Genomic DNA, 19,372 nt, shown 5'->3' with positions numbered 1-19,372 from the left:
CGGTTACATGCGGAACAGGCCGAAGCGCGTTTCGGGAATCGGCGCATTGAGCGTGGCCGACAACCCGAGTCCGAGCACGGTGCGGGTGTCTGCCGGATCGATTACGCCGTCGTCCCAAAGGCGGGCGCTCGCGTAGTACGGATGGCCCTGGTGTTCGTACTGATCGCGAATCGGCTGCTTGAAGGCGTCTTCCTCCTCGGCGCTCCACTGGCCGCCTCGGCCTTCGATGCCGTCGCGCTTGACCGTCGCGAGCACCGACGCGGCCTGCTCGCCGCCCATCACCGAAATACGGGCGTTGGGCCACATCCACAGGAAGCGCGGCGAGTAGGCACGCCCGCACATGCCGTAGTTACCGGCGCCGAACGAGCCGCCGATGATGACCGTGAACTTCGGCACATTGGCGGTGGCGACCGCCGTCACCATCTTCGCGCCGTTCTTGGCGATGCCTTCGTTCTCGTACTTGCGCCCCACCATGAAGCCGGTGATGTTTTGCAGGAAAATCAGCGGAATTTTGCGTTGGCAGCACAGTTCGATGAAGTGCGCGCCTTTTTGGGCCGACTCCGAGAACAGAATGCCGTTGTTCGCCACGATGCCCACCGGATAGCCCCACAGGTGCGCGAAGCCGCACACGAGGGTGGTGCCGTAGCGGGCCTTGAACTCGTCGAACTCGGAGCCGTCGACCAGACGCGCGATCACTTCGCGCACGTCGAACGGCTTCTTCGTGTCGGCGGGAATCACGCCGTACAGTTCGCGGGCGTCGTATTTCGGCTCGACCGGCGGTTTGACGGCAACCGTGGCCGGTTTGCGACGGTTGAGGTTCGCGGCGATGCTGCGCGCAATGGACAGCGCGTGCGCGTCGTTCTGCGCGAAGTGATCGACCACGCCCGACAGACGCGTATGGACGTCGGCGCCGCCGAGGTCTTCGGCGCTCACCTCTTCACCGGTGGCGGCTTTCACGAGCGGCGGGCCGCCGAGGAAAATCGTGCCCTGCTCCTTGACGATGATCGACTCGTCGCTCATCGCGGGCACGTAGGCCCCCCCGGCCGTGCAGGAACCCATCACCACGGCGATCTGCGGAATGCCTTGCGCGGACATCTGCGCCTGATTGTAGAAGATGCGGCCGAAGTGATCGCGGTCGGGAAAGACGTCGTCCTGATTCGGCAGGTTGGCGCCGCCCGAGTCGACCAGGTAGATACATGGCAGATGGTTCTGCTCGGCGATCTCCTGCGCGCGCAGATGCTTCTTGACCGTCATCGGGTAATAGGTGCCGCCCTTGACCGTGGCGTCGTTGCACACGATCACGCATTCCTGGCCCGACACGCGGCCAATGCCGGTGATGATGCCGGCGCCCGGCGCGTCGTCGTGATACATGCCGAAGGCGGCGAGCTGCGAGAGTTCGAGAAACGGCGAGCCCGGATCGAGCAACTGCTGGACGCGCTCGCGCGGCAGCAACTTGCCACGGGCGAGGTGCTTCTTGCGCGCGGCCTCACCGCCGCCCCCGGCCAGTTGCGCGATGCGTGCGCGCAGGTCGTCGACCAGGTTCTGCATCGTGGCCGCGTTGCGTGCAAAGTCTTCGCCGCGCGGGTTGAGCTTGCTTTCGAGAATCGGCATATGACGAAATCCGGTGGAGTGTGAGTTGTCGTTGAGTTCGTTTCGCAGGCCCGTCTCGGGGCGACGTCAGTCGAAGAGGTCGCCGTCGATGTAGCGCCAGCGGCCGTCGTCGGCGCGCTCGAAGCGGCTGCGCTCGTGCAGCCGGTGGGCACGTCCGCCGACCTTGTAGCGGGCGACGAATTCGACTTCGGCGTGGGTGTCGTCGCGTTGCCGATGTGCCTTGACCTGAAGGCCCAGCCATTGCGACGCGTCGTCGAAATCGAGCGTGGCGGGACGCGTGCGTGCCGCCCACGTGTCGAGCAAATAAGGGGCGTTGTGGCGCACATACGCCGTGTACCGCGAGCGCATGAGCGCTTCGGCGGTCGGCGCGATGTCGCCGCGTTCCAGATACCGCCCGCAGCAGTCGTCGAACGCGGGACCGCCGCAGGGGCAGGCCTCGCGCGTGATGTCCGGTGTCGTGCCGCTGCGCGACGTTTGGCGTTTTGCCATCGTGATGCTTGCCTTGTTGTCAGCGCTTTTGCAGACAGGCCTCGACCTGCGCGAAGCGGTCGAAGCCCCAGAACGGTTCGCCGTCCACGATCACGAAGGGCGAGCCGAACACGCCGCGCGCCATCGCCAGGTCGATTTCAGCCTTGAGGTGGTCCTTGGTGGCCGGGGCGTGCATGCCGGCGTCGAGCTTCGCGCCGTCGATGCCCAGCGTCTGGCCAAGGCGTACGAGTTCGGCGGGATCGCCGATGTTCACGTCGTCGACGTATAGCGCGTGGAAGATCGACTTTGCGAAATCCGCCGCCAGATCGCCGCCGCGGTGATCCTGCACCCACAGCACGGCGCGCCCGGCGGCTTGTGTCGGAATCGGGAAGTGCGTCGGGCGCTTGTAGGCAATGCCGTGAAAGCGCGCGGTGCGTTCCACGTCGTGCCGCAGGTATTCGGTCTTGACCGGATGCTGTACCGGTGCGCCCGAGCCGTTGACCTTGTAGACGATGTCGAGCAGGATCGGATGCCACGCGACGTTGCGTCCGTGCTTCGTCGCAATGTCGTCGATGCGGGTGCTCGCAAAATACCCATACGGGGATGCGAAGTCGAAATAAAAATCGATGGCGGACGTCATGTTGGCTCCGTTTCCGAGTGACGCGTCTGGCCCGCGAATCAAACGATATGGCGGTGTAGCGACAGCTTGTTATTCCGTTCGGCGCCGTGCGATCGCTGCCCTGTCGTGCGCTTGCGATGGTTGCTCCGGCGTTCCTGCATTTCTGCGTTCATTGTCCACTGGCGCGGCGCACGCCGATACTCGGCCATTCCCCAGCCATCCCCACGATTACCCGACGATTACCAGGCGATTACCCGACGATTACCAGGCGAGCGCGGCACCGTCGTAATTGAAGAATCCGCCGTTGTGCGTGGCGCGCTCGCCCGGTGCACGGGCGAGCACGCGGCGCATGCCGGCGACGCTCGTCTGCGCGTCGATGTCGGCGTTCTCACCGCCCATGTCCGTGCGCACCCAGCCCGGATGCATCGCGACGCATGTGGCGCGCTGCGCTTCGAGCGAAGTGGCCTTGACCACCGAGTTCACGGCCGCCTTGCTTGCGCGGTAGAGCCAGCTTCCGTTCGACTCCATCAGCGCGACGCTGCCCATGCGGCTCGAGAGAAAGCCGAACGCGCCGCTTGCGGCCTCGACGAGCGGCAACACAAGCGGGGCGGCCTGCATGGCGCCGAGCACGTTCGTATGAAACACGCGATCGAACTCGGCTTGCGTGATCGTTGCGAGGCCGGTGGTACGTTCCGAATTCACCCCCGCGTTGTAGAGCGCGACATCCAGCGCCACGCCGTCGAGCTGCCACGACAGGCCGGAGAGCGATTCGACGCGCGTGACATCGAGCTTGAGCGGCTCGGCGCCCAAGTCGCGCAGGGCGGCCAGGCCGTCGTCATTGCGTGCCGTGGCGAAGACGCGCCAGCCGTCGGCGCGATATTGCCGTACGAATTCCATGCCGATACCGCGCGAGGCACCGATGATGAGTGCTGTTTTCATAACGTGTGAGTCCTGTGAGTCCCGGTCGGATGACGAGGCGGAAGACGAATCGGTCAGACGAGTTCGATGGCCATGGCCGTCGCTTCGCCGCCGCCGATGCACAGGCTGGCAACGCCGCGCTTGCCGCCGGTCTTGCGCAGCGCGCCGATCAGCGTGACGAGAATGCGTGCGCCGGACGCGCCGATCGGGTGGCCGAGCGCGCAGGCGCCGCCATGAATGTTCACCTTCTCGTGCGGGAGATTGAATTCGTGCATCGCGGCCATCGTGACGACGGCGAAGGCTTCGTTGATTTCATAGAGATCGACGTCGTTCGTCGACCAGCCGGTCTTCTCGAAAAGCTTGCGCATGGCGCCGACCGGCGCGGTGGTGAACAGGCCCGGTTGCTGGGCGAACGTGCTGTGTCCCTCGATGCGGGCGAGTGGCGTGAGCCCGAGCCGCTTGGCCGTCGACTCGCGCATGAGCACGAGTGCGGCGGCGCCGTCGGAGATCGACGACGAATTCGCGGCGGTCACGGTCCCGTCCTTGCGGAAGGCGGCCTTGAGGGTCGGGATCTTCTCGCGGTTCGCCTTGAACGGTTGTTCGTCCTGATCGACGACTGTGTCGCCCTTGCGCCCGGGCACCGTCACTGCGGCGATTTCCCACGAGAACGCGCCGTCCTTCGTGGCCTGTTGTGCGCGTTCGAGCGAGGCGATGGCAAAGGCATCCTGCGCCTCTCGGGTGAAGGCGTAACGGTCGGCGCACTCCTCGGCGAACGTGCCCATCAGACGCCCCTTGTCGTAGGCGTCTTCCAGGCCGTCGAGGAACATGTGGTCGATGACCTGGCCGTGTCCCATGCGCATGCCGGTGCGCGCCTTGGGCAGCAGGTAGGGCGCGTTGCTCATGCTCTCCATGCCGCCGGCGACGATCACGTCGGCACTGCCGGCCGCGAGCATGTCATGGGCGAACATCGCAGCGCGCATGCCCGAGCCGCACATCTTGTTGACGGTGGTCGCGCCGGCAGCGAGTGGCAGGCCCGCGCCGAGGGTCGCCTGACGGGCCGGAGCCTGGCCCTGGCCGGCAGGCAGCACGCAGCCCATGACGACTTCGTCGACCTGCTCGGGCTTGAGGCCGGCGCGTTCGACGGCGGCGCGAATGGCGGCCGCACCCAGTTGCGGCGCGGTGACATCGCCGAACACCCCTTGCAGGCCACCCATCGGCGTGCGTGCAGCGGAAACGATGACGATCGGGTCTTGTTGCATGGCAGTCTCCTGTAATCGGTTGCGGGACGGGCGATCCGCCGTCCCAGGCGGGGGCCGTCAGCCCCCTCACATCCAATGCTTCAGTTCTTCCATCGTCCACGTGCCCGGCGAAGGGTGTCCGGTGCTGCCGGACAGCGCGAATCGCTCAGGCGCGCGGATGGCGTAGTTCGGCCATCGCGGCCACGCAGCGGTCGTAGATACGCGGCAGGGCCTCGAGGCTGTTGACCGACATGCGCAGGTCGCGCACCAGACCGTCGCGCAGGCCGTACACCCAGCCGTGCACCGTCACGGGTTGATTGCGCGCCCAGGCGTCGCGCAATACCGTCGTATGACAGATATTGACGACCTGTTCGATCGCGTTCAATTCGCACAGACGCTCGTGACGGGCGTCGCGCGAGGGCAGTGCGTCGATCTGGTCGACGTGGCGCTCGTAGACATCGCGCACGTGACGCAACCAGTTATCGACGAGGCCCATCTTCTCGCCGTCGAGCGCGGCACCTACGCCGCCGCAGCCGTAATGGCCGACCACCATGATGTGGCGGACCTTCAGGACTTCGACGGCGAACTGCAATACCGACAGGCAGTTGAGGTCGCTGTGAACGACAACGTTCGCGATATTGCGGTGGACGAAGACTTCGCCCGGCGCGAGACCCGTGATCTGGTTGGCGGGCACGCGCGAGTCCGAGCAGCCGATCCAGAGGTATTCGGGCGTTTGCAGCTTGGATAACCGCTCGAAAAACGCGGGATCTTCCGCGTTCACGCTGGCGACCCAGGCGCGGTTGTTATCGAGCAGATGGATGAGAGGTTGGTCTTTGTCTTCGGTCATGATCGTGTCATCCGGCGGGCGTGTCGTGGGCTGGGCAACGTCGCATGCTCAAGCGGCCGCCGCACGGGGCGGGGCACCGGGGGCATCGCTGCCGGTGCTGAAGCGATTGACGAAGCGCAGCGAGACATCGTACGGATAGAAGTCGTGCATCTGTCCGGCTCGCACCCGGTCCTGGTAGTCCTGCCACAGGCTGGGGTCGAAGAAATCCGGATGATGCTGGCTCAGGTAGTGCCGCACGCGCGCATCCCCTGTCAGAAAGGTCTCGAACGTCTGCGGAAACACGTCGTGCGGGCCTACACGGTACCAGACTTCCCCTGACATCGCCTCCTCTTCGTTACGCGGTTCCGGCACTCGGCGGATGTGGCAATCCGTCAGATATTCCAGCTCGTCGTAGTCGTAGAAAACCACGCGGCCGTGACGCGTGACACCGAAATTCTTGTACAGCAGGTCGCCGGGGAAGACGTTCGCGGCCATCAATTCCTTCACCGCGTTGCCATACTCGCGCATGGCGTGCTCGACCTGCTCGTCCGACGCGGCCTGCAGCCACAGATTGAGCGGCGTCATGCGGCGCTCGATATAGCAGTGACGGATCACGAGCGCGTCGCCGTCGAATTCGAGCAGCGAGGGCACTTCGCGTTGCAGCTCGGCGAGCAGGGCGTCGTCGAAGCGCGAGCGCGGGAAGGCGACGCTCGAGAACTCCAGCGTGTCGGCCATCCGGCCCACGCGATCGTGCTGCTTGACCATCAGGTACTTCGCTTTCACCTGCTCGCGCGTCGTCTCCTTGGGCGGTGCGAAGCGCTCGCGAATCAGCTTGAAGACGTACGGGTACGAGGGCAGTGTGAAAACCAGCATCACCAGCCCGCGAATGCCCGGTGCGCTCACGAACTTGTCGCTCGAATGCTTGAGATGATGCAGAAAATCGCGATAAAACAGGTTCTTGCCATGCTTCTGCAGGCCGACCGACGTGTAGATCTCCGCTTTCGGCTTGCCCGGCATGATCGTGCGCAGGAATTGCACATAGGCCGAAGGCACTTCCATGTCGACCATGAAGTACGCGTGCGTAAAGCCGAACACCACGCGGAGTTGCTCGCGGGTGAGCAGGACGGTATCGAGTGCAAGCTTGCCGTTCGCGTCGTGCATGATCGGGATGGCGAACGGCGTGGTCACGTCGCCATTCACGATGCGTCCCACGATATAGGCCGCCTTGTTGCGAAAGAACAGCGACGCGAGGACGTGAATCTGAAAATTCGGTGCCGGCTCGAATGCGCCGAACGCGTCGTCGATGGCACGCATCACGTAGCCGACATCGCGTGTCAGATCGGCAAACGGGCGCGCGAGCTGAAAATTCGTGACGATGCGCGCGAGCGTGGCGGCCATGCCGTCTTGCGCCGGGTAGTACACGCGATACGTCGGTCTGGCGGCGGGGGCGTCGTTCTCGATGTACTCGGTCGCCACTGCGGGGCGCACGAAGATGAAGCGGTTGTTGAAATACGAGCGATGCAGGATTTTGCAACACACCGAGTTGAAAAACGTCTCGGCCAGTTCCGGCTGACGATGCTCGGTGAGCAGGCCGATGTAGTGCAGTTTGACTTGCTGCCAGACATCGTCGTCGAGCGACTGGGCGTCGAACTCGTCTTCGAGCGTCACGACGCATTCACGCACACGTTCGTCGTAATACGCGATGCGGTCGCGCTGGAGCTTCTGGATGCCCGTGAAATCGGCCGCCTCGAAGCATGCCCGTGCCGCGACGCACACCTCGCGAAAGATGCGGTAATGCTTGTCGAAGCCGTCCAGCATGGTGCGGGCGACGTCGAAAGCAAACTGCGACGACAGGAGTTTCGGGAAGTGATTCATACCGGTCGGGACAGGCGCAGGAGCGAACTTCGGTGGATTGTAGCGCCGCTGCCTGGGCCTGAATCTGCGTCGTGAGTGGCGTCGATTACATCGTTTCCGAGAACAGTTCGCGCCCGATCAGCATGCGCCGGATCTCCGACGTGCCCGCGCCGATTTCATAGAGCTTCGCGTCGCGCCACAGGCGTCCGACCGGATACTCGTTGATATAGCCGTTGCCGCCCAGAATCTGGATCGCTTCGCCGGCCATCCAGGTGGCCTTTTCGGCGGTGTAGAGGATCACGCCGGCGCAGTCCTTGCGCACTTGGCGCACATGCGCGCTGCCGAGCGCGTCGAGCTGACGGCCCACGGCGTACAGATAGGCGCGGCTCGCCTGCAGAATCGTGTACATGTCCGCAACCTTGCCCTGAATGAGCTGAAATTCACCGATCGATTGTCCGAACTGCTTGCGGTCATGGATGTAAGGCACCACCACGTCCATGGCTGCCTGCATGATGCCCAGCGGTCCGCCTGCAAGCACGGCACGTTCGTAGTCGAGGCCGCTCATGAGGACCTTCACGCCGCCGCCGACCTGACCCAGCACGTTCTCTTCAGGCACTTCCACGTTCTCGAACACCAACTCGCCCGTGTGCGAGCCGCGCATGCCGAGTTTGTCGAGCTTCTGTGCGACCGAGAAGCCCTTCATTCCTTTCTCCACGAGAAAGGCCGTCATGCCGCGTGCGCCCGCTTCCGGGTCGGTTTTGCCGTAGACGACCAGCGTGTCGCAGTCCGGGCCGTTCGTGATCCACATTTTGGTGCCGTTGAGCACAAAGCGGTCGCCGCGCTTCTCGGCGCGCAGCTTCATGCTGACGACGTCCGAGCCCGCGTTCGGTTCGCTCATCGCGAGCGCGCCGACATGCTCGCCCGACACCAGCTTCGGCAGATACTTGGCCTTTTGCGCGGCGGTGCCGTTGCGATGAATCTGGTTGACGCAGAGGTTCGAGTGCGCGCCATACGACAGGCCGACCGAGGCCGAGGCGCGCGAGATTTCCTCCATCGCGATCATGTGGGCCAGATAGCCCATGTTCGCGCCGCCGTACTCTTCGGAGACCGTCATGCCGAGCACGCCGAGCTCGCCCATCTTGCGCCAGAGATCCATCGGGAACTGGTCCGTCCGGTCCACTTCGGCAGCGCGCGGGGCGATTTCCTTGGACGCGAAATTCGTGACCGATTCGCGCAGCATGTCGAGGTCTTCGCCGAGCATGAAATTGAGGCCGGGCAACATGGTCATGACACAGTCTCCAGAGGGTGGCGCGTGGCGGTTAGCCCGCGCGAATGTTCGATGATGGTTCGAAGCGGTGTTGATGGGGGGCAATTCGGTCCGGCGGCGCTCAGCGGGTCATGCCGGACGACGTGGCTGAGCGATTCGCCTCCAGCACGAACAGCGTTTGCTGCATCAGTGCGCAAAGCGTCCACTTGCCGTTGTCGAGCGCGAACAGTTCCGCGGTAGCGACAATGAGCGTGCGTCCGGCTTTCACGACCTGGCCGCGTCCGACCAGTGTATCGCCCTTGCCCGGCGCGAGAATGTTCAGTTTGTATTCTGCGGTGACCAGTTCCTGGTCCGGCAGGATGCGGGTGTAGCCGGCGTAACCGCCCGCAGAGTCGGCGATGGCGCCGATCACCCCGCCATGAAAATAGCCGAGCTGCTGGTTGACCTTGTCCGAGAAGGGCAGCGAAATCTCGCAGTAGCCGTCGGCCAGATGCGAGAGTTGCGCGCCCCAGTGGGTCATGACGCCCTGTTTGTCGAAGCTGGCGCGAATCTTCGCGGCGACGGCGTCGTCGAGCGGTGCAGCGTGGGGGACAGGGACGGTTGCCATGATGAGCGCATAAGGGCCGACAAAGCGGAGTGCTCAGATATTACTTTACGTTTACGTAAACGTAAAGTAAGGGCTTTCCTGAGGCCAAAGTGATGCACGGCGATCGGGGTGGGCGGAGAGGGAGGTGCAGACGGCGCAGGCGGCGCAGACGATGCGGTCGGTGCAGACGGTGCGGACGGTGCGGGCAGCGCCGCCCGGGGCGAGCGCGTATTCGATGGCGATTGACCGGCGGGCGCCGCCGGGGGAGCGCGTCAGTGGGAGGCGGCGGCCGCCTTCGTACGTCGTGCGACAGATGCCGGTGCCGCCTCGCCGGCCGCTTCGAGCAGCGCGACGCACTGGGCTTCGTGCTGTGCGACTTCGTCGAGGGTGGCGTGGAGGTCTTCGAGTTGTTGCTCAAGCACTTCCCGGTGCTGGGAGAGCGTATCGAGGAACACTCTGAGCTGGGGCACTGTATCCTTCGGCGATTCGTAGAGGTCGAGAATCGTCTTGATCTCCGAGAGCGTGAGTCCCAGACGCTTGCCGCGCAGCGTCAGCTTCAGGCGGGTGCGGTCCTGTCCGGTGTAGACGCGATGGCGTCCGCCAGGGCCTTCTCGGGCAGGTGTCAGCAGGCCCTGGTCCTCGTAGAAGCGGATCGCGCGGGGCGTGATGTCGAACTCGCGCGCGAGATCGGTGATGGTGTATGTGAGCATCGGGTTAAGCAGGTGCTTACCATTGCAGATAGAATTGCCGTTTACGTTAGCGTCAACTTGCATCCTATGCAATCGGTGACGGCGTCAACCCGACAACAAGAGAATAAGCCCATCTGGAGTGTGGTTCCCGTGAATGCCCTCGAACAACAACTGAACTATCCCCTCGGAGATTTCCTGCCGGAAGGCGGCACCGTGCACGAAGTGGTGCCGGGCGTCTTCTGGGTGCGCATGCCGTTGCCGTTCGTGCTCGATCACATCAATCTGTGGCTGCTCCGTGACGAGGTCGATGGCGTCCACGGGTGGACCATCGTCGACTGCGGCATTACGCATCCTCAGATCAAGGCGTATTGGGAGCAAGTGTTCGAGCACGCGCTTGGCAGTGAGCCCGTGCTGCGCGTCGTCGTCACGCATTGCCACCCCGATCACCTGGGCCTCGCGCATTGGATCTGCAAGGGCGGCGACAAGCAGCGCTGGAACGCTCGGCTCGCGATGTCGCAGGGCGATTACGCATGGGGCCGTCTCATGTCGTCGGGCGACAATAACAATGCCGCCAATGCCGGTGGCGATTTCGCCGTCACGCACTTCATTTCGCATGGCCTCGCCGATGAAGCCATGATCGATCAGATCCGCCATCGGAAGACCTATTTCAGCGACCTCGTGCCCGAAGTGCCGTCGCGCTTCTTCCGCTTGCGCGATGGCGATACCTTGCGCATCGGCGGCAGCGACTGGCGCATGATCGCGGGTTACGGCCACTCACCCGAGCACATGGCGCTGTACTCGGATCGGCACAACGTCCTGATCTCCGGCGACATGGTGCTGCCGCGCATCTCGACCAACGTCAGCGTGTTCGACATCGAACCCGAAGCCAACTCGCTGCAATTGTTCCTCGACTCGCTCGGGGTCTACCTCGATCTGCCGGCCGATTGCCTCGTGCTGCCCTCGCACGGCCGGCCGTTCACCGGACTGCATACACGCATTGAGCAACTGCGCGATCACCACGCCGCGCGGTTGCAGGAAGTGCGCGACGCGTGTGCACGGTCGCCGCAAAGCGCGGGGGATATCGTGCCCATCATGTTCCATCGCAAGCTCGATGCGCACCAGACCACCTTCGCCATGGGCGAAGCCCTTGCGCACTTGCACATGCTCTGGCGCGCGGGGGAACTCAAGCGTGAGCGCGATGCGAAGGGCGTCTGGCGTTTCTCGCCCGTTTGATCGGCTTGCCATGAAAAATGCCCCGGTGACCGACTGAGGTCGCCGGGGCATGATTTTGGCGTTGCCGGTGCGACGTCGTCAGGCGTGCTGTGCCGACACGGGAACCTGGCGGCCATCGCGTCCCAGCAAACCGTACGTCACCAGACTGATCGTCACGGTCAGCAGAATGTAATACGCGGGCGCCAGCGGATTTTCCGTCATCTTGATCAGATACGTGATCCAGAACGGGGCGAGGCCGCCGAACATCATCACCGAGAGGTTGTAGAGAATCGACACGCCCGTGGAGCGCACGCCGACCGGAAAGACTTCGGTGACCGCCGTCGGAAACGCGCCCCAAACGAAGCCCATGCACACGGCAGGCAGAATCTGCGCGAGCAGCATATTGCTCATCGACGGTGCATTGTGCAGTCGCGTGAACATCCAGAACGACGTCAGGCCGTAGAGCAGCACGAACAGCAGAATCAGCGGCTTGCGGCCAACGCGATCCGAGAGCCAGCCGGTCAGCGGGCACAGCACGGCAATCAGAATGGCGGAGATGAACGTCGACAGGCTCGCGGCGCCTTGCGTCAGACCCAACTGCTTGACCGCGTAGATCGGCGTGTAGATCAGCGTCACGTAGAACGATGTTGTCGCGGCCACCGTCAGGCCGAAGCCGGCGATGAGCGAGCGATAGTGATGCGAGAAGACGTCCGTGAGTGGCGTGCGGCGCGTCGGCTCACGCGCGGCGGCGTAGGCCAGAAACTCCGGCGACTCGGTCATGCGGCGTCGAATGTAAAAGCCCACCGGGCCGATCAGAATCCCGAACAGGAAGGGCAGACGCCAGCCCCACGACTCGAGCGCTTCCTTCGTCAGCGCCGAGTTGAGCACGTAGGCGCACAGTCCGGCGAGCGCGACTGCCAGCGCTTGCGAGCACATCTGGAAACTACCGTAGAAGCCGCGCAGATTGGGGGGCGAGAACTCGATGAGCATGGCCGTCGAACCGCCGAACTCACCGCCTGCCGAGAAGCCCTGAATCACGCGAGCGAGCAGAATCAGCAGCGGGGCTGCAAAGCCGATGGTGGCATAGGTCGGCGCAATACCGATGAGTCCCGTGCCCAGCGCCATGAGCAGCACCATGACCGAGAGCGCCGACTTGCGACCTGCCCGATCGGCGTACAAACCGAACGCCAGTCCGCCGATGGGGCGGAAGAAAAACGCCACACCGAGCGAGGCCACACTCGCGAGCAGCGAGTTCGTATCGTTTTCTGCGGGGAAGAAGAGTTTCGCGATGACCACGGCGAAAAGACCGTAGACCGTGAAGTCGAACCACTCGAATGCATTGCCCAGCGTGGAGCCGATCACGGCTTTGCGTCGCAATGCCGGATCGATGACCGGCGCGCTGGTGGGGGTTGCCTGCATATGCTTCTCCTGCTTGCTAGGGAGTGCCGCCGTCGGATCGGTATGCAAGGTAACGTCCTTCGGCATACCTCCGCACTATCGCGGCAAGTCCGGTTTAACGTCGTGTGTACCCCTATCGGAGTTACACACGCACTCTAGCGCAGGTTCGCAATGCACCACAACGGGTCAAAATTCCGCCGAGCGACCGCAGGCGGCGGCGCGGTTCGGGCGCGTTTTGGGCGCGTTTTGGGCGCGTTTGTGGCGCGCAGCGCAGGCGTGTCGGGGTTTAGCGATTTCCCCGGCTGCCTTTCCAACGGTAGTCTCGTTGACCGACCCAACCCCATGTGCCGGTGTAGGGATCGTACTCGTACCTTTGTTGGTATTCCGTGGTGTAGCAGCCGCCCTTCTCGAGATAGCATCGCTCTCTGAGGAAGTGGGCGGCATCGCGAGACGTGCGCGGCTGCGGTTGCGGCACGACGATATACGGCTGTGCCGGGCCGATCACGATCGGCGGGCGCGGCGCGATGATCACGGGCGCCGGTGCGATGAAGGTCGGTGCCGGCGTCACGATCACCGGCGCGGGCGCGACGATGGCCGGGGCTGGCCGAACGTAGGATTCCGGCGGGCCGACGACTTGCCAGTTGCCGGGGTCCAACGCCACGCAGCCGGAAGCGACCCAGGCGAGTGGCAGGCAGAGAATGAGGGCGATGCGTCGATGGGGGGCGACGCCGCGAAGGTTGCAAGCGCGTGACGCGGCTTGCGTTGACATGGCGTTCATGAGGGACGTCGCGCGTTAAGTATTTGGGGAGCACTTTAACGTGCGGCCCACCGCCTTGCCTCACTTCGCCCCATATTTTGGGGGATGTCCCAGCGCCCCCAATGTCCCGGTTATGCGCGTCCGTCCGGCGGATCGTCTGGTCGCGTATCGACGCTTGCCGAAGCCGCACCGTTCGCCTTTCGCTCGGACAATCGCGGCTTGCGCGGCGCGCGGGCGAAGAGCATGTCGTAGAGCCAGCGCGGCAGGCGCCGCATGGCGCAGGCCACGATGCCCATCTGCCAGGGAAGCACTACGAAGCGCCTGCCACGGGCGATCGCTGCCGCCGCCTTGCGCGCGAACGCGTCCGAGTCCATCAGAAACGGCATTGGGAACGGATTGCCGTCGGTCATCGGCGTGCGAATGTAGCCTGGCGCAATCGTTACAACGGCGATCTTGTCGGCGCGCAGTTCCACACGCAGGCTTTCCAGATACGTCATCGCTGCCGCCTTCGACGCGCTGTAGGCGCCGTGTCCCGGCAGTCCGCGCACGCCCGCCACGCTGCCGATCCCGACGAGCGTACCTCGCTTGCGTTCGCGCATCGGTGCGACGAAGGGGCTGAAGGTGGCGATCATGGCCATCCAGTTGGTGTCCATGACCGACGCGAAGTGCGGCAGATCGGCGGCGTCTTCCGTATTCACCCCGTGGCTGATGCCTGCATTGGCGATCACGATGTCCGGCACGCCATGGCGTGCCATGAAATCGCCCGCCGCCGCCCGCAGGGCGAGCGCGTCGCGCACGTCGAGCGCGTAGCTGTGCACCGCGTGCGGGTGGGGGAGCGATGCCGCAAGATCGGCGAGCTTGTCGCCGCGGCGGCCGACCAGTCCGAGGATGGCGCCCTGCGCGGCATAGTGACGCGCGAGCGCTTCGCCCAATCCGCTCGAGGCGCCCGTGATGAAGACCTTCGGTGATGTCGTGTGTGTCGCCATATAACGCAAAAGCCCGGCTGGGGCCGGGCTTGGTTAGCGGCGAAGCTTACAGCTTCTTCGCGCGAATTTGATGGATGATCGAGTCGGCCGTCTTGAGCGCCGCGTCGAACGTCTGCTGCTCGGTCGTGGCCGGCTTGCCGGCCTTTTGCAGCGCGTCGCCCGAGGTGGCCGGCGAGACGAGATACTTGCCCTGGATGGCGATCGTCGGCACGCCGTCGATCTTGTAGTCTTGCCACGTCCGGTTGGCCGTCTTCGCATTGGCCTGGGTCGAGAAGCCGTTATACGCATCGAGATACGTCTGCTTGGGGATGCCGAACTGCGCGAGGAAGTCAGCTTGCGTTTGCGCCGTCAGCAGGTAGTTGTGCTTGACGTGGATCTCGTTGAAGACCTTCGGCGTGAGTTCCGCTTCGCGGCCCAGCGCGCTCAGTGCGTAGAACATGCGCGTATGCGGCTCGAAGCGGTCCTGGAAGGCGACCGGCACGCGCTTGAACACGACGTCCTTGCCTTGCTTCTTCACCCACGCTTCCAGTGTCGGTTCGAGCGCATTGCAATGCGGGCAGCCGTACCAGAAGAATTCGGTCACTTCGATTTTGCCCGCCCCGGCCGACGTGGGCTGTGCTTGCGGCAATACCAGATAGTCGGTCCCCGCGACAGGCGCTTCGGGCGACGCCGAGGCCGCACCGCAGAGGAAACCGAAAGAAATCAGAACGGCACCAAGAAGTTTTTTCATGATCGTTGTTTAGGAGTGAGGCAGACGTGCCGCCCATCGATTGGGCGGCGTCCCTGCGAGACCATATCGCGGATTCCGGCGAATTAGCTAGTGCGTATGACCGGCAATGCGCTGCCGGGTTCAACGTCCCGGCAATGCCGGATCCTCCCGAACGATGCGTGCTTTGCCGCGATCCTGCCGTGTGGGCGTGCCGTGGCGGCGGGAGGAGAAAACAAAAGGCGTTGCACTCGTTGCGCAACGCCTTTCGCGTTCATTGCTTCGTGAACCGGATGACGGCCGTGTCGTAGCCGCCATCTTGCAGGCGTTGACGCACCCGATTCATCTCGTCGAGTTTGCCATACGGGCCGAGACGCACGCGGTAGAGCGTCAGACCGTTGGCATCGCGCTGCGTGACCTTCGCGTCGAAGCCCGACAGCGTGAGTTTGGCACGCAGTTGCTCGGCGTCGTTTTGCGACTTGAAGGCGCCGACTTGCAGGTAGTAACCCGTATTGGCGTTATCCGTGGCGCTCGCGGGCGGCGTGGTCGGGGGCGCGACCGGCACCGTGGACCGCCCGTTGAGAATGTCGGACGGCGACGGCTTGGTCGGCCCAGGCGCCGCCGGTGCAGACGCCGGCGGCGGCGTGACCGGAACACCTGGCACGAGCGGCGAGGTCACGACCTGCGAGGCGACATCCGGCGCAGCGGGTACCGACACACCACCCGGCAAGGGCGTGCGCGGCTGCAACGACTTGTTCGGATCGGGCGCTTGGGCGGCCGGCGAGTTGTCGGCCGGGCGCGGCGGCGTCTTTTCGACGAAGGGGGTGGGCGTCTTCGTGATGTAGAGCGCGACGACGACGGCAACGGCCAGCCCAACGATCAGGCCGAGCACGATGCCCAGAAAGGTACCGCCCCGTTGGCGGGGGGGACGACGTTTGTTTGCCATCGAGTCGATTCCGTCCTTACAGAGTTCCGATGCGTTTGCCGTTCGGAAGGGTTGGATAACTACATCTTTGCCGGGGTCGACACCCCCAGCACGCCGAGGCCGTTGCGCAACACCTGACGCGTTGCCGCGAGCAGCGCCAGACGCGCGTGCTTGACGGTTTCGTCGTCGACCAGCACGCGATCGGCGTTGTAGAAGGAGTGGAACGCGCCCGCCAGATCCCGCAGATAGAAGGCCACGGCGTGCGGCGCCAGTTCCTCGGCTGCGCGGGTGAGCATGTCCGGATACTCGGCGAGCAGTTGCAGCAACGCCAGCGCGCGTTCGCTGTCGAGCGGCGCGAGGTCGGCGTTGGCCAGTTGGGCTTCGTCGCCGCCCCACTGGCTGAGGATGGAGCAGATGCGCGCGTGCGCATACTGCACGTAGTACACCGGGTTCTCGTCGTTTTGCTTGAGCGCGAGGTCCACGTCGAACACGAATTCGGTGTCTGCTTTGCGCGAAATTAGGAAGAAGCGCACGGCGTCGCGGCCACGACGCAGGGCGTCTTCACGCTCGGCCGGGTCCGTGACCGGCGTTTCCGCCGTGATGCCGCCCGACCATTCGATCAGGTCGCGCACGGTGACATAGCTGCCGGCGCGCTTGGAGATCTTCACTTCCTCGCCGTTGCGCATGACGGTGACCATCTTGTGCAGCACGTAGTCGGGGTAGCCCTTGGGAATGCCGATCCCCAGCGCCTGCAGACCGGCGCGCACGCGGGCCACGGTGCCGTGGTGATCCGACCCCTGCACATTGATGACCTGATGGAAGCCGCGATCCCACTTGCGTATGTGATAGGCGACGTCCGGCACGAAGTACGTATACGTGCCGTCGGACTTGCGCATCACGCGGTCCTTGTCGTCGCCGTAGTCGGTCGTGCGCAGCCACAGCGCGCCTTCCTGCTCGTACGTCACGCCCGCGTCGATGAGCGCCTGCACCGTGCGCGCGACGCTGCCGTCGGCGTAGAGCGACGACTCGAGGTAGTACTGATCGAAGCGGACGCCGAACGTCTGCAGGTCGATGTCCTGCTCGCGACGCAGATACGCCACGGCGAACGCGCGAATGGAGTCGGTGTCCTCGACGTCGCCGCTACCGGTGACAGGCGCGCCATCGGACGCCTGGACGGTCTTGCCCGCGAGAAAATCCTTTGCGATGTCGCCGATGTAGTCGCCGTTGTACGCCGACTCCGGCCATTCGGCGTCGCCCGGCTTGAAGCCGCGCGCACGCGCCTGCACCGACGTCGCGAGCGTCTGGATTTGAACGCCGGCGTCGTTGTAATAGAACTCGCGATGGACCGGGCGACCCTGGGTGCCGAGCAGCGCCGAAATCGTATCGCCGAGCGCGGCCTGACGGCCGTGACCCACATGCAGCGGGCCGGTCGGGTTGGCCGAGACGAACTCGACGAGCACCGGGGCGGCGTCGTTGCTGGCGGCACGGCGACCGAAGGCAGCGCCCTCGGTCAGGATCGCGCGCGCGACCGATTGTTTGGCGGCGTTGGCGAGTCGCAGGTTGATGAAGCCGGGGCCCGCGATCTCGACGGCATCGACAAGCCCTTGCGCACGGGCGTCGGCCAGGATGGCGTCGGCAATCTTCTGGGCCAGCTCGCGCGGGTTGGCCCGCAGCGGCTTGGCGAGCTGCATGGCCACGTTACAGGCCAGGTCGCCATGCGCGGCGACTTTGGGGCGTTCGAGCAGGATGGCCGGCGTGGTCGACGCGGCGCCGTCTGCGGGCATCAAACCGGCGACGACGTCGCCGATCAGCGCGACGAGAGCATTCTTTTGTGCGGGTAGCATTGGCGGGTGTTTCGGGTGCGTCCGGACACGTCCGGACAGGCAATTGAATCGTCAGCAACGGATTTTAACAGGTGTATGATGAACGCACGGTACCCGCCGGTACCTCGCGTTGCGTAACACGATCGAGGGGGGCGGCGGTGGTGATAACTCGAATAGGGAGCCAACCATGCTGGTAACGTTCAAGTCGCATGCCTCGCCCACGATCACCATGCTGGAAAATCTCGCGCAGTTTCTGCTCGGACTCGTCGGCAAGAAGCTCGGCGAGCGCGGTGCGATCGGTGAAGACGAAATGGGGGAGGCCATCGCGAAACTGGAGGCCGCCATCGCGCAGGACAACGCTGCTGCGAAGAAGGAAAGCGAAGGCAAGAAGTCCAACGAGCGCGACGAAGAGGAGCGGTTGCGGTTAGCGCAACGAGCGTACCCGTTGCTCGATATGCTGCGCGAATCCCGCAAGGAAAACGTAGCCGTGATGTGGGAAATCGGTCGCCGGTAGGCTTTCGACGTTCATCGTCCATCGTCCATCGCCCGTCAGGGCGTGCCCATCGCCTTACCTCGTGAGATGTCAAAAAAGCAGGCCGCAAATGCGGGCCTGCTTTTTTTGTGCCATTTTTTCACCGTTCGGGGGTCAGGTTGCTTCCTTAGTCATCCGAGCGGCTCGACCAGAACACCTGATTCACCCCCGGCAGCGTTTCCAGATGGTCGGTGAGGGCGTCGAGCTCACCGGCCTTGACGGCCGTGGGCAGCAGGAGGGCTTCGATCTCGACTTCCGCTTCGCCGAACGGGTGGATATCGAGCGCGCGCACAGGATAGTTCGACGCTTCCAGCCAGGCCTCCACCTTGTCGAGCACTTCGCGCTGCGTGGTGCGCGCGCAGATGACGGACAACGCGTAAGTCGCCTCCGACGTCGCCTCGTTGATCGGGGCGCGGTTGATGCGGTTCACGATAGGACGCAGCAGGGTGTTGGCCGCCAGCACGAAGGCGGCGACAACGAACGCCTCGACGATCAGCCCTGCGCCGGCGGCCGCGCCCACGGCGGCCGAGCCCCAGAGCGTGGCGGCGGTGTTCAGGCCGCGCACCGAGGCCCCGTCTTTCATGATGGCGCCCGCGCCGAGGAAGCCGACGCCCGACACGACATAGGCAATGACGCGAGTGTCCCCGGGCATGAGTCGCATGGACAAGTCGACAAAGGCGGCGGAGCCCACGGCCACGAGCACGTTGGTGCGCAAACCGGCCGTACGCTGTCGGACTTGTCGCTCCACGCCGATGATCGCGCCCAGAATGAACGCGACGAACAGTGCGACGGCCGTGTTGAGCAACGGCAGGAGTTGGAAATTCTGGATGCTTTGCAATGCGTGCATGGAATGTCTCGAGGTGAGCCAGCCGGCAAGATGGCGGGCGCCGGCGGCCGAGTATCCGATGTGTCGGATCGGCGCGAACGGGCGGGACACTACGCTTCGGTTGCGACAGG

Annotated in this window: 19 protein-coding genes; 2 read left to right on the top strand and 17 right to left on the bottom strand. The window is 64.3% G+C overall.

Translation table 11 applies throughout. The features are described from left to right. Positions 1-3: 3 nt before the first annotated feature. The 10 genes from ACE3UG_RS02365 to ACE3UG_RS02320 all read right to left on the bottom strand — a co-directional run bounded on the left by ACE3UG_RS02365 (position 4) and on the right by ACE3UG_RS02320 (position 10,097). Positions 4-1,611 carry a carboxyl transferase domain-containing protein gene (locus ACE3UG_RS02365; protein WP_374619085.1) on the bottom strand — a complete coding sequence of 536 codons (1,608 nt, stop codon included), beginning with the start codon at positions 1,609-1,611 and terminating at the stop codon, positions 4-6. A gap of 66 nt (positions 1,612-1,677) precedes the next feature. Beyond that, entirely contained in the window at positions 1,678-2,100 is a 423-nt protein-coding gene (locus ACE3UG_RS02360; protein WP_374619082.1) for a YchJ family protein, read from the bottom strand. Between the two features lie 19 nt (positions 2,101-2,119). Continuing rightward, the gene (locus ACE3UG_RS02355; RefSeq protein ID WP_374619080.1) at positions 2,120-2,719 is read right to left on the bottom strand and encodes a 2-hydroxychromene-2-carboxylate isomerase; all 600 of its coding nucleotides are present in this window, start codon (positions 2,717-2,719) and stop codon (positions 2,120-2,122) included. Between the two features lie 240 nt (positions 2,720-2,959). Next, complete coding sequence (locus ACE3UG_RS02350) at positions 2,960-3,637, bottom strand: SDR family oxidoreductase (protein ID WP_374619077.1); 678 nt, start codon at positions 3,635-3,637, stop codon at positions 2,960-2,962. A 53-nt stretch (positions 3,638-3,690) separates the two neighbouring features. Continuing rightward, positions 3,691-4,875, bottom strand: a complete 1,185-nt coding sequence (locus ACE3UG_RS02345) for an acetyl-CoA C-acetyltransferase (protein ID WP_374619074.1) — start codon at positions 4,873-4,875, stop codon at positions 3,691-3,693. A 145-nt stretch (positions 4,876-5,020) separates the two neighbouring features. Next, complete coding sequence (gene can / locus ACE3UG_RS02340; protein ID WP_374619072.1) at positions 5,021-5,701, bottom strand: carbonate dehydratase; 681 nt, start codon at positions 5,699-5,701, stop codon at positions 5,021-5,023. Between the two features lie 48 nt (positions 5,702-5,749). Continuing rightward, the gene (gene aceK, locus ACE3UG_RS02335) at positions 5,750-7,555 is read right to left on the bottom strand and encodes a bifunctional isocitrate dehydrogenase kinase/phosphatase (protein ID WP_374619070.1); all 1,806 of its coding nucleotides are present in this window, start codon (positions 7,553-7,555) and stop codon (positions 5,750-5,752) included. A gap of 85 nt (positions 7,556-7,640) precedes the next feature. Further along, positions 7,641-8,822: an isovaleryl-CoA dehydrogenase gene (locus tag ACE3UG_RS02330; RefSeq protein WP_374619068.1), complete on the bottom strand. Its 1,182-nt coding sequence runs from the start codon at positions 8,820-8,822 to the stop codon at positions 7,641-7,643. Positions 8,823-8,922: 100 nt separating this feature from the next. Continuing rightward, on the bottom strand, positions 8,923-9,408 hold the full coding sequence (locus tag ACE3UG_RS02325; protein WP_374619066.1) for a PaaI family thioesterase: 486 nt from the start codon (positions 9,406-9,408) through the stop codon (positions 8,923-8,925). 251 nt (positions 9,409-9,659) lie between these two features. Next, positions 9,660-10,097, bottom strand: a complete 438-nt coding sequence (locus ACE3UG_RS02320) for a MerR family DNA-binding transcriptional regulator (RefSeq protein ID WP_374619063.1) — start codon at positions 10,095-10,097, stop codon at positions 9,660-9,662. 129 nt (positions 10,098-10,226) lie between these two features. Between ACE3UG_RS02320 and ACE3UG_RS02315 the strand changes: the two genes are divergently transcribed. Continuing rightward, a complete protein-coding gene (locus ACE3UG_RS02315) occupies positions 10,227-11,309 on the top strand; it encodes an MBL fold metallo-hydrolase (protein ID WP_374619060.1) in 1,083 nt (360 codons plus the stop codon). A 78-nt stretch (positions 11,310-11,387) separates the two neighbouring features. On the opposite strand, the gene ACE3UG_RS02310 is transcribed toward ACE3UG_RS02315, so the two are convergent. From ACE3UG_RS02310 to argS, 6 genes are all read right to left on the bottom strand, one after another. Then, a complete protein-coding gene (locus ACE3UG_RS02310; RefSeq protein ID WP_374619057.1) occupies positions 11,388-12,773 on the bottom strand; it encodes an MFS transporter in 1,386 nt (461 codons plus the stop codon). Between the two features lie 199 nt (positions 12,774-12,972). Next, on the bottom strand, positions 12,973-13,464 hold the full coding sequence (locus ACE3UG_RS02305; RefSeq protein WP_374619055.1) for a hypothetical protein: 492 nt from the start codon (positions 13,462-13,464) through the stop codon (positions 12,973-12,975). Positions 13,465-13,574: 110 nt separating this feature from the next. Further along, on the bottom strand, positions 13,575-14,429 hold the full coding sequence (locus tag ACE3UG_RS02300) for an SDR family oxidoreductase (RefSeq protein ID WP_374619053.1): 855 nt from the start codon (positions 14,427-14,429) through the stop codon (positions 13,575-13,577). A 46-nt stretch (positions 14,430-14,475) separates the two neighbouring features. Next, the gene (locus ACE3UG_RS02295; RefSeq protein ID WP_374619051.1) at positions 14,476-15,159 is read right to left on the bottom strand and encodes a thiol:disulfide interchange protein DsbA/DsbL; all 684 of its coding nucleotides are present in this window, start codon (positions 15,157-15,159) and stop codon (positions 14,476-14,478) included. Positions 15,160-15,409: 250 nt separating this feature from the next. Beyond that, positions 15,410-16,081 (bottom strand): SPOR domain-containing protein, encoded by a 672-nt coding sequence (locus tag ACE3UG_RS02290; RefSeq protein WP_374619049.1) that lies wholly within the window; start codon positions 16,079-16,081, stop codon positions 15,410-15,412. A 59-nt stretch (positions 16,082-16,140) separates the two neighbouring features. Next, positions 16,141-17,904: an arginine--tRNA ligase gene (argS, locus tag ACE3UG_RS02285; RefSeq protein ID WP_374619046.1), complete on the bottom strand. Its 1,764-nt coding sequence runs from the start codon at positions 17,902-17,904 to the stop codon at positions 16,141-16,143. Positions 17,905-18,070: 166 nt separating this feature from the next. Between argS and ACE3UG_RS02280 the strand changes: the two genes are divergently transcribed. Beyond that, a complete protein-coding gene (locus tag ACE3UG_RS02280; protein ID WP_374619043.1) occupies positions 18,071-18,397 on the top strand; it encodes a DUF1840 domain-containing protein in 327 nt (108 codons plus the stop codon). Positions 18,398-18,542: 145 nt separating this feature from the next. On the opposite strand, the gene ACE3UG_RS02275 is transcribed toward ACE3UG_RS02280, so the two are convergent. After that, complete coding sequence (locus tag ACE3UG_RS02275) at positions 18,543-19,253, bottom strand: MgtC/SapB family protein (protein WP_374619307.1); 711 nt, start codon at positions 19,251-19,253, stop codon at positions 18,543-18,545. Between the last annotated feature and the right edge of the window lie 119 nt (positions 19,254-19,372).

Origin of the sequence: Pandoraea sp. (assembly GCF_041919235.1) — a bacterium.
Classification (GTDB): Bacteria; Pseudomonadota; Gammaproteobacteria; order Burkholderiales; family Burkholderiaceae; genus Pandoraea.
This window is presented reverse-complemented; position numbering and strand designations above follow the sequence as displayed.

What these genes read in the sequence shown, in the direction of transcription:
- ACE3UG_RS02365 (WP_374619085.1), bottom strand. Translation starts at nt 1,611, where the DNA reads ATGCCGATTCTCGAAAGCAAGCTCAACCCGCGCGGCGAAGACTTTGCA.
- ACE3UG_RS02360 (WP_374619082.1), bottom strand. Translation starts at nt 2,100, where the DNA reads ATGGCAAAACGCCAAACGTCGCGCAGCGGCACGACACCGGACATCACG.
- ACE3UG_RS02355 (WP_374619080.1), bottom strand. Translation starts at nt 2,719, where the DNA reads ATGACGTCCGCCATCGATTTTTATTTCGACTTCGCATCCCCGTATGGG.
- ACE3UG_RS02350 (WP_374619077.1), bottom strand. Translation starts at nt 3,637, where the DNA reads ATGAAAACAGCACTCATCATCGGTGCCTCGCGCGGTATCGGCATGGAA.
- ACE3UG_RS02345 (WP_374619074.1), bottom strand. Translation starts at nt 4,875, where the DNA reads ATGCAACAAGACCCGATCGTCATCGTTTCCGCTGCACGCACGCCGATG.
- can (WP_374619072.1), bottom strand. Translation starts at nt 5,701, where the DNA reads ATGACCGAAGACAAAGACCAACCTCTCATCCATCTGCTCGATAACAAC.
- aceK (WP_374619070.1), bottom strand. Translation starts at nt 7,555, where the DNA reads ATGAATCACTTCCCGAAACTCCTGTCGTCGCAGTTTGCTTTCGACGTC.
- ACE3UG_RS02330 (WP_374619068.1), bottom strand. Translation starts at nt 8,822, where the DNA reads ATGACCATGTTGCCCGGCCTCAATTTCATGCTCGGCGAAGACCTCGAC.
- ACE3UG_RS02325 (WP_374619066.1), bottom strand. Translation starts at nt 9,408, where the DNA reads ATGGCAACCGTCCCTGTCCCCCACGCTGCACCGCTCGACGACGCCGTC.
- ACE3UG_RS02320 (WP_374619063.1), bottom strand. Translation starts at nt 10,097, where the DNA reads ATGCTCACATACACCATCACCGATCTCGCGCGCGAGTTCGACATCACG.
- ACE3UG_RS02310 (WP_374619057.1), bottom strand. Translation starts at nt 12,773, where the DNA reads ATGCCGAAGGACGTTACCTTGCATACCGATCCGACGGCGGCACTCCCT.
- ACE3UG_RS02305 (WP_374619055.1), bottom strand. Translation starts at nt 13,464, where the DNA reads ATGAACGCCATGTCAACGCAAGCCGCGTCACGCGCTTGCAACCTTCGC.
- ACE3UG_RS02300 (WP_374619053.1), bottom strand. Translation starts at nt 14,429, where the DNA reads ATGGCGACACACACGACATCACCGAAGGTCTTCATCACGGGCGCCTCG.
- ACE3UG_RS02295 (WP_374619051.1), bottom strand. Translation starts at nt 15,159, where the DNA reads ATGAAAAAACTTCTTGGTGCCGTTCTGATTTCTTTCGGTTTCCTCTGC.
- ACE3UG_RS02290 (WP_374619049.1), bottom strand. Translation starts at nt 16,081, where the DNA reads ATGGCAAACAAACGTCGTCCCCCCCGCCAACGGGGCGGTACCTTTCTG.
- argS (WP_374619046.1), bottom strand. Translation starts at nt 17,904, where the DNA reads ATGCTACCCGCACAAAAGAATGCTCTCGTCGCGCTGATCGGCGACGTC.
- ACE3UG_RS02280 (WP_374619043.1), top strand. Translation starts at nt 18,071, where the DNA reads ATGCTGGTAACGTTCAAGTCGCATGCCTCGCCCACGATCACCATGCTG.